This window comes from Streptomyces sp. NBC_00669, assembly GCF_036226785.1.
GTDB lineage: Bacteria > Actinomycetota > Actinomycetes > Streptomycetales > Streptomycetaceae > Actinacidiphila.
Genome location: NZ_CP109018.1, coordinates 1876559 through 1890640 on the forward strand (window position 1 = coordinate 1876559; position 14082 = coordinate 1890640).

Below are 14082 nucleotides of genomic sequence, written 5' to 3' on the forward strand. Positions count from 1 at the left end.
TCCTCACCTGGCAACCGCCCCACCCGCAACACGGCCCGACGATACCGGAACACGCCACGCCGAAGGCGTCCTGTTCCAGTGCCGTGACACGCGCGGTATGCAGGAAGTATGAACTCTCATGGCGAGGTGGCCGGACTGCTGCTGGCGGCCGGTGGCGGTCGGCGGCTCGGCGGCCGGCCGAAGGCGCTGCTGGCCTACCGGGGGCGGCCCCTGGTGGAGCACGCGGTCGCGGTGCTGCGGGCGGGCGGCTGCGACCAGGTGCACGTGGTGCTGGGCGCGGCGGCGGAGGAGGTGCGCGAGCGCGCCGACCTGGCCGGCTGCGTGCTGGTGGACAACCCGCACTGGGCGGACGGCATGGGCTCCTCGCTGCGCGCCGGGCTCGCCTCGCTGGCCGCCTCGGCGCGGCTGCCGACCGCGGCGGTGATCGGACTGGTGGACCAGCCGGGGGTGCCGGGCGCGGCGGTGGCGCGGGTGATCGCGACGGCCCGGGAGGCCGACGACCTGCCGTCGGCGCTGGTCTCGGCGGTGTACGGCGGGCGGCGGGCGCACCCGGTGCTGTTCGGTGCGAGCCGCTGGGCGGGGGTGGCGTGCAGCGCGGGCGAGGACCGCGGCGCCCGGACGTATCTGCGCGAGCACGCCGAGCAGACCGTGCTCGTCGAGTGCGGGGACGTCGGCGATCCCGCCGACATCGACACCCCCGCCGACCTGCGGCTTCTCGACTGAGGGGGGACGGCGCCGGGCGGCGGGCGCTCGGCTGCGCGAGGACGGTCCGGGGCGGCCCGACGGCGCGCCGACGGCGGGTCGAGGCAGCGGTCCGGTGCGTTCCGGCGGCGGCGCGGGCAGCGGGCGCGGGCAGCCGGACACCGGGCGGACCGCGATCCGACACTGCACGGCGTGCCACAAAACGTTGAACTTCCGCACAGCGAAAACTATGCTCCACCTTGCAGAAGCGAGCGCGCTCCGGCGCGCCCCGGCACCCCGTGCCACCCTTGCTCTACGGAGGAGTGACCCGCATGTCAGCAAGCGCGCCGTCCCCGGCCGTCGTCTCCGAGGCCGCCGGGCCCGTACCCCGCTCGGAGGAGGTGCTGACCCCCGAGGCCCTCACCTTCCTCGCCGAGCTCCACCGGCACTTCGCCGCCCGCCGCGACGAGTTGCTCGCCCTCCGCAAGGAGCGCCGCGCCGAGATCGCCCGCACCGCCGCCCTCGACTTCCTGCCGGAGACGGCGCACATCCGCGACGGCGACTGGCAGGTGGCGCCGGCCCCGGCCGCGTTGCAGGACCGCCGGGTGGAGATCACCGGCCCCACCGACCGCAAGATGACGATCAACGCGCTCAACTCCGGCGCCCGGATCTGGCTCGCCGACTTCGAGGACGCCTCCGCCCCCACCTGGGAGAACGTCATCGGCGGGCAGATCAACCTGATCGACGCCTACGAGCGCCGGATCGACTTCACCTCCCCGCAGGGCAAGAGCTACGCCCTGAAGGACGCGGCCGAACTGGCCACCGTCGTGGTGCGCCCGCGCGGCTGGCACCTCGGCGAGCGGCACCTGACCGTCGACGGCGAGCAGATCCCCGGCGGGCTGGTCGACTTCGGCCTGTACTTCTTCCACAACGCCCAGCGCCTGCTGGACCTCGGCAAGGGCCCGTACTTCTACCTGCCGAAGACCGAGTCGCACCTCGAAGCCCGGCTGTGGAACGACGTGTTCGTCTTCGCCCAGGACTACGTCGGCATCCCGCGCGGCACCGTCCGCGCCACCGTGCTGATCGAGACCATCACCGCCGCCTACGAGATGGAGGAGATCCTCTACGAGCTGCGCGAGCACGCCTCCGGGCTCAACGCGGGCCGCTGGGACTACCTGTTCTCGATCGTGAAGAACTTCCGGGACGGCGGCGCGCGGTTCGTGCTGCCGGACCGCAACGCGGTGACGATGACCGCGCCGTTCATGCGCGCCTACACCGAACTGCTGGTGCGCACCTGCCACAAGCGCGGCGCGCACGCGATCGGCGGCATGGCGGCGTTCATCCCGTCCCGGCGCGACCCCGAGGTCAACAAGGTGGCCTTCGAGAAGGTCAAGGCGGACAAGGACCGCGAGGCCGCCGACGGCTTCGACGGCTCCTGGGTGGCCCACCCCGACCTGGTGCCGATCGCCCGCGCCTCCTTCGACGCGGTGCTGGGCGACCGGCCGCACCAGAAGGACCGGCTGCGCGAGGACGTGCACGTCACCGCCGCCGAACTCATCGACATCGCCTCGCTCGACGCCCGCCCGACCTACGAGGGCCTGCGCAACGCGGTCCAGGTCGGCATCCGCTACATCGAGGCGTGGCTGCGCGGTTCGGGCGCGGTGGCGATCTTCAACCTGATGGAGGACGCGGCCACCGCGGAGATCTCCCGCTCGCAGATCTGGCAGTGGACCAACACCGGGGTCGTCTTCGACAACGGCGAGAAGGCCACCCCCGAGCTGGCCCGCCAGGTCGCCGCCGACGAACTCCTCGCGATCCGGGACGAGATCGGCGAGGACGCCTTCGCCGCCGGGAAGTGGGCCGAGGCGCACGACCTGCTGATCCGCACCGCGCTCGACACGGAGTACGTCGACTTCCTGACCCTGCCCGCCTACCAGCGGCTGGTCGGGTAGACGCGTGCCGAACCCGGAGGTGCGCGACACGAGGGAAGGACGCGACACGGTGGAGATACGCGACGCGACGGCCGCGGACTGGCCGCTGATCTGGCCGTTCCTGCACGGGATCTGCGCGCGGGGCGAGACGTTCAGCTACCCGGTGGACCTCACCGAGGAGGTGGGCCGCGGCTACTGGATGCTCACGCCGCCCGGCCGTACGGTCGTGGCCGTCGCCGGGTCGGGCGCGGTCCTCGGCACCGCGAAGATGAACCCGAACCAGATGGGGAACGCGGCCCACGTCGCCAGTGCCAGCTTCATGGTCGACCCGGCGCACTCCGGGCGGGGTGTGGGGCGGGCGCTGTGCGAGGAGGCGCTGGCCTGGGCGGCGGCGGCCGGCTACCGCGGGATGCAGTTCAACGCGGTGGTGGCGTCCAACACCCCCGCGGTGCGGCTCTACCGGTCGCTGGGTTTCGAGGTCATCGGCACCGTGCCCGAGGGCTTCCGGCACCCGCGGCTGGGCTACGTGGGGCTGCACATCATGTACAAGTCGCTGGAGCCGTAAGGAGGTTGGGCGCTCACGGCCGCCGGCCGGGCGGCCCGCGCCACGGGCCGGCGCACGGCACAGCGCCCCCGGGCACCGGCGATCCGGATCGGATCTCCGGGCCCGGGGGCGCTGTCGCCGGGGCCTGTTCAGGACAGGGCCCGGCCACCGGTCGGGGGCCGTCCCTCCCCGACCGGTCGTCTTCACCGGTGCCGGCCGCCATGGCGCGGCGACCCGCGCGGCGCGGCGCCGAGCGGCCGAACCGCCGGGGCGGTCAGGCCAGTCCGGCGATGTGTGCGAGGCGGCGGGCCTCGCTGCGGGTCAGCTTCGCGATGGCGTCTTCGTCGACCCGGGTGAGCCGGCCGTCCTCCACCACCGGGCGGCCGCCCACCAGCGAGAGGGTGACCGGGGCCGCCGCGCCGAAGACCAGCGCCGCGACCGGGTCGGCGATGGACGCGTGCCCGATGCCGTCGAGCTTCCACAGCACCAGGTCGGCGAGCTTGCCGGCCTCCAGGGAGCCGATCTCCGTTGCCCGGCCCAGTACTTGGGCGCCGCCGTAGGTGCCCAGCCGCAGCGCCTGCCGGGCGTTGAGCGCCTTCTCGCCGCCGCCGAGCCGGTTGATCAGCAGCGCGTTGCGCAGTTCGGTGTGCAGCTCGCCGGACTCGTTGGAGGCGGTGCCGTCCACGCCGAGGCCGACCGGGACGCCCGCGGCGAGCATGTCCGGCACCCGCGCGATCCCGGCGGCCAGCCGGGCGTTGGAGGACGGGCAGTGCGCCACTCCGGTGCCGGTGCGGGCGAAGGCGGCGATGTCGGAGTCGTTCATGTGCACGCAGTGCGCCATCCACACGTCGTCGCCGAGCCAGCCGGTGGACTCGAAGTAGTCCGTCGGGCCCATGCCGAACAGCTCGTGGCAGAACTTCTCCTCCTCCACGGTCTCGCTGCCGTGGGTGTGCAGCCGCACCCCCTTGCGGCGGGCCAACCGGGCCGCCTCCCGCATCAGTTCGGTGGAGACGGAGAACGGCGAGCAGGGCGCGGCAGCGATCTGCAGCATCGAGCCGAAGGACGCGTCGTGGTGGGCGTCGATCGCGGCCTCGGTGGCCAGCAGCGCCTCCTCGGTGCTCTCCACCGCGAAGTCCGGCGGCAGCCCGCCGTCGGACGTGCCGCGGTCCATCGAGCCGCGGGCGGCGGTGAAGCGCACGCCGAGGTCGGCCGCGGCCCGGATCTCCGCGCCGAGCAGGTCGCCGGCGCCGCGCGGGAAGACGTAGTGGTGGTCCATCGCGGTGGTGACACCGCCGCGGACCATCATCGCCAGCGATCCCGACGCGGCGGTGTGCACCATGGGTTCGTCGATCCGGGCCCAGGTCGGGTACAGCTCGACCAGCCAGTTGAACAGGTTGCTGTCCTGGGCCAGGCCGCGGGTGAGCCACTGGTAGAAGTGGTGGTGGGTGTTGACCAGGCCGGGGGTGGCCAGGTGCCCGGTGCCGTCGATCCGGCGGGCGACGTCGGCGAGTCCGGCGGGCGCGGGTCCTGCGCCGACCGACTCGATGACGCCGCCGGCCACGACGACGTGCCCGGAGTCGTACTCGGTGCCGTCGGCGTCGACGGTGGCGATCGCGCAGTTCTCGATCACCAGGCGCGGGGCCGGCCGCGCGGGGTCCTGCTCGGTCATGGTGTCCGCCTCTCTCAGTCCGTCACCGGGATCGCGGCTTCGGCGCCCTCGCGCAGCACGGTGCCCTCGATGAGGCCGTACGGGCGGTCGGCGGCGTAGTAGACCTCGTTGTCGTTCTTCAGGCCGAACGGTTCGAGGTCGACCAGGAAGTGGTGCTTGTTCGGCAGCGACAGCCGTATCTCGTCCACGCCCGGCGTGTGCTCGATGACCCGCGCGCCCATGCTGTACAGGGTCTGCTGGAGCGAGAGCGAGTACGTCTCCGCGAACGCGGCCAGCAGGTGGCCGCGGACCCGCGCGTACTCCTCCTCCCAGGCCGGCGCGGGCTGGTCGTCGCCGCTCCAGGCGAACCGCCAGCGGGCGTTGACCTCGGTGGCGAGGATGCGGTCGTAGGTCTCCTTCAGGGTGGTGTAGTCGTCCTTGACGTAGCCCCAGAACTCGGAGTCGGTCGAGTTGAGCACCACCATGTCCTTCAGGCCGGAAATCACCTGCCAGCGCTCGCCGTCGTAGCCGACCTCGGTGGTGCGGGTCTCGCGGGCGTCGCGGACGAAGGAGTGGCCGCGCTCCGGCGGGCCGATCCGGTCCCAGGAGTACTCCTCGACGCGGATGCGGGCCCGGTGGATCGAGTCCTGGCTGCTGACGAAGTGCCGGGCCAGGTGGATCGCGAAGGTCTCCGCGGACTCGACGCCGTGCTTCTGCGCGAAGGCGTAGACGGTGTTCTTGGTGGCGTCGGTGGTCAGCACGTTGGCGTTGGAGCCGGAGAGGTGGACGGCGTCCATGGCGCCGGACAGCGCCACCGACACGTTGAGGTCCTTCAGGTGGTGGGTGTCCCCGTCGCGGACCACCCGGACCACCCGGACCTCGGCCTTGCCGTACTGGTTCTGGCCAAGGCGGGTGAGGCGGGCAGGGCTTGTCTCTGCGGTCATCGCTAGCTCCCTCGGTATACGGAGTAGCCGAACGGATTGAGCAGCAGCGGTACGTGATAGTGCTCGCCGGGCGCGACCGCGAAGACGATCGCCACCTCCGGGAAGAACACTCCGCTGTCCCTTGGACCGGCTCGGTCCGCGCGGGGGGCGTCCTGCTGGGCCTCGGCTTGGTGGGTGAGGTAGGGCTCCACGGCGAAGCGGAGCCGTACGTGCGTGGTGTGCTCGGGCGGGTCGGGCAGGTCCTTGCAGCGGCCGTCGGCGTCGGTGGCCGAGGCGCCGTGCGCGCTCCAGGGCGCGTCGGGCCCGGTCCTGACGGACAGTTCGACGCCGACTCCGGCCGCGGGCCGCCCGACGCTGGTGTCGAGGATGTGGGTGGACACCGAGACGGGGTGCCGCGGGGCGGCCGGGCCGGTCCCGTCCGCCGCCGCGTCGGGCGGGCCTGCCGGGGTCGCCGGGGTCGCCGGGTCCTGCGCTGCCGTCATGCCGGGTCCTCCTCGGTGCGGCGGGTGAGCCTGATCCGGTTGATCTTTCCCAGTTCGGCCCGGACGATCTCGCGTTCGGTGTCCGGGTCGTTGCCGATCCGCTCCTTGAGGGCGGCCAGCATCTGCGCCCCGGTCAGGCCGGTGGCGCAGATCAGGAAGACATGGCCGTGGGCGTCCTGGTAGGCGAGGTTGAGCCGGAGGAGTTCGGCCCGCTCGCTGTCGCCGACCCCGCGCTGCTCGCGCGCCGACGTCGGGTCGCCCGGGGTGGGGCGGCCGATCGGCGGATGGCCGGACATCGCCTCGCCGAGGTCGGCGGCGGTGAGCGCCGCCATCGCATCGTCGCTCGCCGCGAGCAGGTCGTCGAGGCGGGCGTACGGCCGTCCGGCGGACACCGCCGCGCCCCAGGCCCGGCTGGCGCACACGTCGTGCAGCAGGTCGGCGGCGGCGCGGTCGGGGGCCGCGTTGAACCGGGCCAGGCCCGGCGAAGCGCTGGTTGTCACCCCCGCAAGCTACGAGCCGTCGCGCGCGGACGTCAACAGTTTGTTGAAAAACTTCTGGCCGCGAACACGGCTCGCAGCGCGGTCACTTCGGGTCGCGGGCCGCGTTCTCCCTGTTCAGGTAGTTGTACACGGTGAAACGGCTGACCCCGAGGGCCGACGCGACGGTCTCCACGCCGTGTCGCACCGAGAAGGCGCCGCGCTCCTCCAGGATGCGCACCACGGTCTGCTTCTCCTTGCGGCCCAGCTCGGCGAGCGGGCCGTGCCGGCGGCGCAGGTCGGCGAGCAGGTGGTCGAGCGAGTCGGCCAGATGCGGCAGCCGCACCGCGACCGCCGGCTCGCCCTCCCAGCTCAGCACCACGTCGTCGCCGCGGGCCTGGTCGGGCGGCAGCGCCCGCCCGCCCATCGCGTCCACCAGCGGCTGCACGGCGGCGACGAAGGCGTGCCGCTGCGCGTCGCCGCTCACCGCGGCTCCTCGCCGAGCACGCTGACCTGGAGCGAGATACGGGTGGCACCGGCCGCCGCGGTACGGCGCAGCAGCTCCGCGACCGCCTCGACCACCGCGTCCTCGGTGCCCTCGGCGGTGTTGCCGAACGGGCCGACGTCGATCGCCTCCAGCGTCCCGGCCCCCAGCACCTCACGCGCCGCCAACGCGTGTGCGGGCGGCTCCTCCAGGTCGAACGGCTCGGTGGTGAACTCCAGCCTCATTCTCACGACGGCCCCCACGGTGGCTGCGGCTTCTTCTGCCCTCCACCGCGGAGGGCGACTCGCAGGCGACCTTAACCGACCTGGGGTCCGCCGTCCGGCCCGGCGAGGTGGGCCGCCGCGGCGACCGCCATCGCCCGGATGCCGGTCACCAGCGTCAACCGGGCGTGCGGGCGGAAGCGGGCGGAGTGGTTGCCCGGCACTTCCGCGAGCCGGCGCTCGGCGCTGTCGCCGGCCGCCGCCCACTGGCCGGGCCCGACGCTGCCGAGCATCCAGTAGCCGGTCGCGACGCCGGCCACGCCGTGCAGATCGACGCCCGCCGCGCCCAGCAGCGGGAAGTCCTCGGTCGCCGTCGACGGCTGCCAGCGCGTGACCCGGCCGGCGCCGAAGGCCGCCTCGTGCGCCTGCCGCAGCCGCGCGGCCACGCCCGGGTCGCTCGCGGTCACCGCCGACCCGGACAGCTCCCGGAGCTCCGGCGGCCGCTCGGCCCCCGCGGCGGCGGCCTCGGCATGCGCCATCCGGGTCACGGCCGCCAGGGCGCGATCCAGGGTGGCCGGGGCGAAGGCCCGCAGGGTGACCTCCATCGTGGCCCGGTCCGGGATGACGTTCCCGGCGCCGCCCGCGTGCAGCGCGCCCACGGTGAGCACCAGCGGCTCGCCCGGGCCGGTCTCGCGGGACACCACCGTCTGGAGCCGCCCGACCAGCGCCGCAGCGGCCACCACCGGGTCCACCGCCAGCTGGGGCGCCCCCGCGTGCCCGCCGCGTCCGTGCAAGACGATCTCCACCGTGCGGCTCGCCGCCAGCAGCGGCCCGTCGCCGTGCGCCACCATCCCGGCGGGCAGCGGCACCGTGTGCTGCGCCAGCACCACGCCGGGGGCGGGGAAGCGCTCGTAGAGACCGTCGGCGAGCATCGCGGCGGCGCCGGTCAGCGTCTCCTCCGCGGGCTGGCCGACCACCACCAGGGTGCCGCGCCACCGGTCGGCGGCCCCGGCGAGCACCGTGGCCGCGCCCGCCGCGCACGCCAGGTGCGCGTCGTGCCCGCAAGCGTGCATCGCCGGGGCCGGATCGCCCACCGTGCTCGCGTACGGCAGCCCGGTCTCCTCGCGCAGCGGCAGCGCGTCCAGTTCGGCCCGCACCAGCACCACCGGGCCCGGGCCGTTGCGCAGCACCCCGACCACGCCGTGCCCGCCGACCCCCGGGGTGACGTCGTACCCCGCGCCGGACAGCCAGCGCGCAAAGCGGTCGGCGGTGCGCCGCTCGGCGCCGGACAGCTCGGGGTGGCGGTGCACGTCGGCGTAGAACCCGGCGGCCGGCCCGAGCACGTTCGCGGTGGCCTCCTCGAACGTCTCCTGCGGGCTCAAGTGGCTCTCCTTGCACGGCAGTCGGGCGCTACGGCGGAGCGGACGGCGGGCCGCGGGCCGGTGGGCAACGGGCCGGTGGACCTTGCGGCGGGGGCCGGTTCGGGGCGTGCCAGCGAAGTGACAGCGGTCGGCGGGCGGTTCCGCCAGTGGACGCGCGTAGAAAGGACGCTGCGGCCGCTACGTGGCCGGGCCCGCTGTCGACGAGAAGGAGTCACCATGGCTGACATCTCCAAGCTGGACACGCCGCTCGCCTCCCTTGCCCAGGAGATCCTGGAGCTGGAGTCCGAGACGTTCGAGATCACCGACTACTCCGACGCGAGCGAGGTCATGCTGGGCTCCTCCACGAGCTGCTCCAGCACCAGCACCTGCTCCAGCACCACCAGCACCACCAGCTGCACCGCCTGATCGTCGGGGCCGACACGGGGTCCGCGCGCCGGGAACACCGGCCCGCGGGCCCCTCCGCATGATTCGGCGCAGTCACGTCGCGGCCCCAGCAGTCCTGGCGGCCCCGACGCTCCCGACGGCCCTACGGGAACGGGTGCGGCACGGCGCGCACCTCCTCCTCCGCCAGGTCGTCGCCGCGCATCCCCGCCCGGCGCTGGGCGGTCCGCAGCCGCGGCATGGTCAGCGCCCGCTGCCGGGTCCAGCCGAAGTCGATCGGCAGCAGCCCGGGCGCGATCGTGCAGACCGTGCGCAGGCCCAACCTCCGCTGCTCCGCGGTGGTCTGGTCGACCACGATCACGTCGGACCCGGCCGCGGCCAGTTCGCCGGTGCACCACAGGACGTCCTCCCGCAGGTCGAGGCCGCGTGGCCGGCGCCGTTCCCAGCCGTCGTAGGTCTCGGCGAACGTCCTGGTCACCGGCGGCTCCAGGTAGCCGCGCACGTGCTCGCGCATCCGCGGCAGCCCGAACAGCGCGGCGTGGTCGGGAAGTCGGCGCACCAGCGTGAAGTCCTCGGCCATCGCGGCGAGTTCGGCCGGCCGCTCGGCGACCTGGCGGGGCAGGTGCGGCAGGTAGGTGAGGATCTCCGAGACCGCCGACTCCACCGAGGCGAGGGGGTCGAGGGCGGCCCCCGCGGCGAACGCGAACGTGCCGGGCCCGCCGTCGCGCCGCACCGCGAGCCCGGTGGCGACCGGCACCGGCAGGTCGATCCGGTTGTCGTAGACGTGCACGTCGTAGCCGCACAGGGCGGCCCGGTCGATCATCGCGCGCAGCACCCGGCTGTCGCACGACGCGAGGTCGATCTCCGGCAGCGGCGCGTTGCCGTACCAGCCGAGCAGGAAGGCGTCGCGCTCGATGAGTTCGAGCAGTCCGAAGAGGATCGCCTCCTCCAGGCAGCTTCCGATCGCGCAGCCGTTGGAGCACTCGTAGACGAAGTCGTCGGCGGCGGTGCCCGCGCTGTAGTACGCCAGCCGGGCCGGCACCAGCACGGGCCGGTCGTCGCGCAGCGAGTGGCCGTACACCCACGGGATCGGCCGGCCCGGGTCGAAGGGGTGCACCATCGGGTCGTCGCGGTAGGTCCGCGGCGCGTACAGGCCGCAGTTGCGCGGGTCCAGGGCCGGTTCGCCGCGTGCGGCGAGGTCGTCGAGGGACGCGACGCGCGGCGCCGTACGGTCCCGGCGGTGGGTGCCCGCGTACCGCTCCAGGCCCTCCAGGAAGGCGAGTTCACGGCTGGCCGCGAAGGAGTTGGCCTGGCCGCTCCAGGTCACGTCGGTCAGTCCGGCGTAGCCGCGCATGAAGACCGAGCCCGCGACGGGGGCGGTGGTCGGCGAGGTCACGTCGTTCCAGGTGCCGGCGCCGAGCACCCCGCAGACCGGGTTGGCCAGCGCCTCGGTCGGCAGCGCGTACGACTCCGGGGTGCGCAGCCGGTACCGGTCGGCGGCGGGCTTCGGCCGCGGTGAGATCCCCGAACCGCCCCGCTCGCCGGGGTGGGGGGACGACGCCGGTCCGTGGTGGGCGCACAGCGGGTCGGCGAGCAGCGGCACCGTGTGCGGGCGGCCGGTCTCCAGGTCGTGCCGGGTGACCCGGGCCAGACCGTCGGCATGGGGCGGCCTGGGGGTGGCGACCGCCCACACGTACAGCGCCCACACGGCGTCGACGGTGCAGTCCGGGAGCACCGGCCAGCGGCCCGCCGCGGTCAGGCCGCTCCGCCCGGCCTCCAGCGCCTCCCGCTCGGTCCGGGTGCGCAGCCGCTGCCAGCGCACGGCGAGGCAGCAGCCGCAGGCGCCGTCACCGCCGGGCCGAGGTTCGCCGGCGTGCGGCGCGGTGGCATCCGGCCCCGCGCCCCAGGGGCCGACCAGCACCGCGTCCGGGGCCAGGTGCACCGTCGCCGCGGCCCGGCGTTGGGCCTGCTCGGGCGGTTCGGGGTCGGGCCGCAACAGGTCGTGGCCGCCGATGACGGCCACCGCGGGCGCGGGCAGCCCGGCAGCGGCGGCGCGTGCCGCCAACTGCCGTTCCAGTTCCCGCCCGGCTGCTTCGATGCCCGGGGCTGCGGCCCACGCGGCGGCGGGGAGTGCTGCGGTCGGGGCGGTCATGTCCGGTTGCTCCAACGGAAGACGCGGGCCGCGATCAGCCCGAACAGGACGGTGAATCCGATCAGGCCCGCGCAGTCCAGGGCGTAGCGGCCGAGCCCGTCGCGGCCGGCGAGCACGTCGGTCAGCCCGTGGTCGAGGAAGCGCAGCGGCAGCACCCAGGAGAACGCCTGTATCCAGCCCGGCAGCAGGTCCGCCGGATAGAACGCGCCGGACAGGAACGCCATCGGCACCATCACGAAGTTCGCGATCGCCGCGACCGCCTCGGGGGTGTTGGCGAGGCTGCCCACCACCAGGCCGAGCGCGAGGAACGCGGCCACGCCGAGCACCAGCAAGGGCAGCGCCAGCGGCCAGTCGCCCGCCAGGTGCAGCCCGAACACCGGCAGCACCGCCACCGCCGTGAACAGCACCGCCTGGCACAGCCCCACTCCGACCGCGACCGCGAACCGCGACCCGAGCACCGTGGGAAGCGGGGTCGGGGTCCGCCACACCAGCCGCAGGATGTCGTCGCGCCGCCAGTGCATCAGCGCGAACGCGGGCCCGAACAGGGCCGCGTTGCCGACGCCCCACGACAGCACGCCCGGCGCCACGTAGTTGATGTACGGCAGTCCGCCGTCGACCTTCTGGCCGCGGAAGAGCAGCCCGAACACCGCCAGGAAGACCAGCGGGAAGGCGAAGGTGAAGAAGACCGTGGTCCGGTCGCGGACGGAGGCGAGGAACGCGGCTCTGGTCAGCGCGGCATAGGCGGTGCTGCGGGTGCCGCGCGTGCTGCCGCCGGGGGTGGGGCCGGGGGTGGAGCCCTTCGATGTGCTCGGGTCGGTGGGGTCCTTGAGGTCGGCGGACTCGTCAGGGTCGGTGGGGGTGCTCGGGTTGCTCGGTGTACTCGGTGTGCTCGGTGTGCTCGGGGTCGTGGCGGTCATCTGCCCAGCTCCGTTCCGGCTCCGGTCAGCCGCAGGTAGGCGTCTTCGAGGGTCGCGGTCCTGGTCCGGATCGCGTCCATGTCCACGAAGGCGCCGACCGCGACCAGCACCCGGTTGGCCACGCGGGTCTCGATCACCACCTCGCCGCCCTCCACCAGCACCCGGTCCACGCCCTCGATGGCGCGGGCCTGCTCCGGCGTGATCCGGTCGGCGGGCACCAGCAGCCGGGCCGGCGCCGCGAGCGAGCGGACCAGGGCGGCGGGGGTGTCCAGCGCGGCCACCCGCCCGCCCGCGATGATCGCCACCCGGTCGCACAGCGCCTCGGCCTCGTCGAGGTAGTGCGTGGTGTACACGATGGTGCGGCCCTGGCCGCGCAGTTCGCGCAGCAGCCCCCACAGCGACCTGCGGGCCTCCGGGTCCAGCGCGGCGGTCGGCTCGTCCAGGAAGATCAGCTCGGGGTCGTGCACCAGCGCGGTGGCCAGGGCGAGCCGCTGCCGCTGGCCGCCGGACAGGTCGTCGACCCGGCTGCGGGCCTTGGCCGCCAGCCCCACCGACTCGATGGCCCGGCCGGCCGCCGACCGTTCCAGGCCGTGCAGCGCGGCCACGGTCTCCAGGTGCTCGACCGCGGTCAGCCGGGTGAAGAACGCGGAGGTCTGCGTCTGTACGCCGATCCGCCGCAGCAGCGCGGTGCTACGCGGCCAGGGCGACCGGCCGAGCACCTCGACGGTGCCCGCGTCGGCCTTCCGCATGCCCTCCACGATCTCCACCAGCGTGGTCTTCCCGGCGCCGTTCGGCCCGAGAATCCCGAAGAACTCGCCGTGGCCCACCGTCAGCGACACCCCGTCCAGGGCACGCACCCCGTCGTAGCTCTTCGTCACACCGTCCAGCACCACAGCGGGTGGTGACGGGTCGTCGGCTCTGTTCATACGGCCTTTCTCTCGCGTCTGCGGGGCGGGTACGGGGCTGCTGGGTCCGCCGGCCGGGACGGGCCGGGCGGGCGCCGCGGCGGCCGGCGCCGAAGGGCCGCCCGGGTCGGGGTCGGCAGCGGTCCGCGTGGCGGACGCGCGCCTGGCGGCGGCGCGCAGGCCGAGCGGGCGGAGCAGGAGGGCCGCGGCCACGGCGGCGAGCGGCAGGAAGGGCGTCCAGGTGTCGTAGCGCGCGGGCAGGGCCACCGCGCACAGCAGGCCCGCCGCGGCGAGGGCGGCGAGGGTGAACAGGGCGCCCAGCAGGGCGTATCCACCGAGGACGCGGCGTGACCTGGCGGGGTAGGCGGCGGTCGCCGCGCGGGCGCCCGGGCGGCGCAGCGCGGCGGAGACCGCCAGCCGCAGGTAGGCGCGGCTCTCCGGGGCCAGCCGCAGGGCACCCAGCGCGTAGCCGAGCGCCTTGTAGCCGTCCAGCGGCGGCAGTGGCACGAGGTTGAGCAGTCCCATGGCGGTGCCGAGCAGCAGCAGTCCGCCGAAGAAGGGCTCCGCCTGGGCACCGCCCGGCAGCAGCGCCCACACCACCCAGAACGGCAGCAGGTAGACCAGGTTCGCCACCACCCCGGCCATCGCCACGGCGACCTGCGGCCCGCGCCGGCCGAGGAACTGGACGTCCTCGACCTCGCAGTACAGGTACGTCATGAAGCCCGCGCGGCGCCGCAGGCCGATCTCGGCCACCTTCAGCCCGTACCCGCGGGCCACCAGACCGTGTGCCAGTTCGTGCAGCGCCAGGCTCAGCCACAGCACGCAGCCGACCGCCACCAGCGCCACCGGCTGCTGGAACAACCGGCGTGTGGCGTCGGCCAGTTGACCGAACCGGACGGCCTCCGCGACGAGCAGCGCGGCGCACAGTACGAGC

Annotated in this window: 14 protein-coding genes; 4 read left to right on the forward strand and 10 right to left on the reverse strand. The window is 74.4% G+C overall.

From position 1 onward, the window contains the following. Positions 1 to 108 precede the first annotated feature (108 nt). The 3 genes from OG896_RS07555 to OG896_RS07565 all read left to right on the forward strand — a co-directional run bounded on the left by OG896_RS07555 (position 109) and on the right by OG896_RS07565 (position 3177). Positions 109 to 723 carry a nucleotidyltransferase family protein gene (locus OG896_RS07555; protein WP_329363593.1) on the forward strand — a complete coding sequence of 205 codons (615 nt, stop codon included), beginning with the start codon at positions 109 to 111 and terminating at the stop codon, positions 721 to 723. Between the two features lie 290 nt (positions 724 to 1013). Further along, complete coding sequence (gene aceB, locus OG896_RS07560; protein WP_329363595.1) at positions 1014 to 2633, forward strand: malate synthase A; 1620 nt, start codon at positions 1014 to 1016, stop codon at positions 2631 to 2633. Positions 2634 to 2682: 49 nt separating this feature from the next. Continuing rightward, positions 2683 to 3177: a GNAT family N-acetyltransferase gene (locus OG896_RS07565; protein ID WP_329363596.1), complete on the forward strand. Its 495-nt coding sequence runs from the start codon at positions 2683 to 2685 to the stop codon at positions 3175 to 3177. Between the two features lie 253 nt (positions 3178 to 3430). On the opposite strand, the gene OG896_RS07570 is transcribed toward OG896_RS07565, so the two are convergent. The 7 genes from OG896_RS07570 to OG896_RS07600 form a co-directional block, all read right to left on the reverse strand. Further along, on the reverse strand, positions 3431 to 4825 hold the full coding sequence (locus OG896_RS07570) for an 8-oxoguanine deaminase (RefSeq protein WP_329363598.1): 1395 nt from the start codon (positions 4823 to 4825) through the stop codon (positions 3431 to 3433). Positions 4826 to 4839: 14 nt separating this feature from the next. Further along, a complete protein-coding gene (gene pucL / locus OG896_RS07575; protein WP_329363599.1) occupies positions 4840 to 5748 on the reverse strand; it encodes a factor-independent urate hydroxylase in 909 nt (302 codons plus the stop codon). Between the two features lie 2 nt (positions 5749 to 5750). Beyond that, a complete protein-coding gene (gene uraH / locus OG896_RS07580; protein WP_329363601.1) occupies positions 5751 to 6230 on the reverse strand; it encodes a hydroxyisourate hydrolase in 480 nt (159 codons plus the stop codon). Further along, positions 6227 to 6730 (reverse strand): 2-oxo-4-hydroxy-4-carboxy-5-ureidoimidazoline decarboxylase, encoded by a 504-nt coding sequence (gene uraD / locus OG896_RS07585; RefSeq protein ID WP_329363603.1) that lies wholly within the window; start codon positions 6728 to 6730, stop codon positions 6227 to 6229. Before uraD ends, uraH begins: the two co-directional genes overlap by 4 nt. An 82-nt stretch (positions 6731 to 6812) precedes the next feature. Next, entirely contained in the window at positions 6813 to 7133 is a 321-nt protein-coding gene (locus tag OG896_RS07590; protein ID WP_329373783.1) for a helix-turn-helix domain-containing protein, read from the reverse strand. A gap of 56 nt (positions 7134 to 7189) precedes the next feature. Then, positions 7190 to 7441, reverse strand: coding sequence for a hypothetical protein (locus OG896_RS07595; protein ID WP_329363605.1), 252 nt, complete (start codon positions 7439 to 7441; stop codon positions 7190 to 7192). 65 nt (positions 7442 to 7506) lie between these two features. Beyond that, positions 7507 to 8793 (reverse strand): amidohydrolase, encoded by a 1287-nt coding sequence (locus OG896_RS07600; protein WP_443056957.1) that lies wholly within the window; start codon positions 8791 to 8793, stop codon positions 7507 to 7509. A 216-nt stretch (positions 8794 to 9009) separates the two neighbouring features. Here OG896_RS07600 and OG896_RS07605 point away from each other — a divergent pair, with 216 nt between their 5' ends. Beyond that, positions 9010 to 9198 (forward strand): thiazolylpeptide-type bacteriocin, encoded by a 189-nt coding sequence (locus tag OG896_RS07605; protein WP_093711265.1) that lies wholly within the window; start codon positions 9010 to 9012, stop codon positions 9196 to 9198. Between the two features lie 121 nt (positions 9199 to 9319). Here the strand turns inward: OG896_RS07605 and OG896_RS07610 are convergent, their stop codons facing one another. Genes OG896_RS07610 through OG896_RS07620 form a run of 3 tightly spaced genes read right to left on the reverse strand, consistent with a single transcriptional unit; the run spans position 9320 to position 13169 of the window. After that, a complete protein-coding gene (locus OG896_RS07610) occupies positions 9320 to 11326 on the reverse strand; it encodes a TOMM precursor leader peptide-binding protein (protein ID WP_329363609.1) in 2007 nt (668 codons plus the stop codon). After that, entirely contained in the window at positions 11323 to 12243 is a 921-nt protein-coding gene (locus OG896_RS07615) for an ABC transporter permease (RefSeq protein ID WP_329363611.1), read from the reverse strand. The genes OG896_RS07610 and OG896_RS07615 overlap by 4 nt, the downstream gene beginning before the upstream one ends. Further along, positions 12240 to 13169: an ABC transporter ATP-binding protein gene (locus tag OG896_RS07620; protein WP_329373787.1), complete on the reverse strand. Its 930-nt coding sequence runs from the start codon at positions 13167 to 13169 to the stop codon at positions 12240 to 12242. The genes OG896_RS07615 and OG896_RS07620 overlap by 4 nt, the downstream gene beginning before the upstream one ends. Between the last annotated feature and the right edge of the window lie 913 nt (positions 13170 to 14082).

Bases quoted from the DNA above. Each gene is read 5' to 3' on its own strand.
- OG896_RS07555 (WP_329363593.1), top strand. From the start codon at position 109: ATGAACTCTCATGGCGAGGTGGCCGGACTGCTGCTGGCGGCCGGTGGC.
- aceB (WP_329363595.1), top strand. From the start codon at position 1,014: ATGTCAGCAAGCGCGCCGTCCCCGGCCGTCGTCTCCGAGGCCGCCGGG.
- OG896_RS07570 (WP_329363598.1), bottom strand. From the start codon at position 4,825: ATGACCGAGCAGGACCCCGCGCGGCCGGCCCCGCGCCTGGTGATCGAG.
- pucL (WP_329363599.1), bottom strand. From the start codon at position 5,748: ATGACCGCAGAGACAAGCCCTGCCCGCCTCACCCGCCTTGGCCAGAAC.
- uraH (WP_329363601.1), bottom strand. From the start codon at position 6,230: ATGACGGCAGCGCAGGACCCGGCGACCCCGGCGACCCCGGCAGGCCCG.
- OG896_RS07590 (WP_329373783.1), bottom strand. From the start codon at position 7,133: ATGGGCGGGCGGGCGCTGCCGCCCGACCAGGCCCGCGGCGACGACGTG.
- OG896_RS07605 (WP_093711265.1), top strand. From the start codon at position 9,010: ATGGCTGACATCTCCAAGCTGGACACGCCGCTCGCCTCCCTTGCCCAG.
- OG896_RS07610 (WP_329363609.1), bottom strand. From the start codon at position 11,326: ATGACCGCCCCGACCGCAGCACTCCCCGCCGCCGCGTGGGCCGCAGCC.
- OG896_RS07615 (WP_329363611.1), bottom strand. From the start codon at position 12,243: ATGACCGCCACGACCCCGAGCACACCGAGCACACCGAGTACACCGAGC.
- OG896_RS07620 (WP_329373787.1), bottom strand. From the start codon at position 13,169: ATGAACAGAGCCGACGACCCGTCACCACCCGCTGTGGTGCTGGACGGT.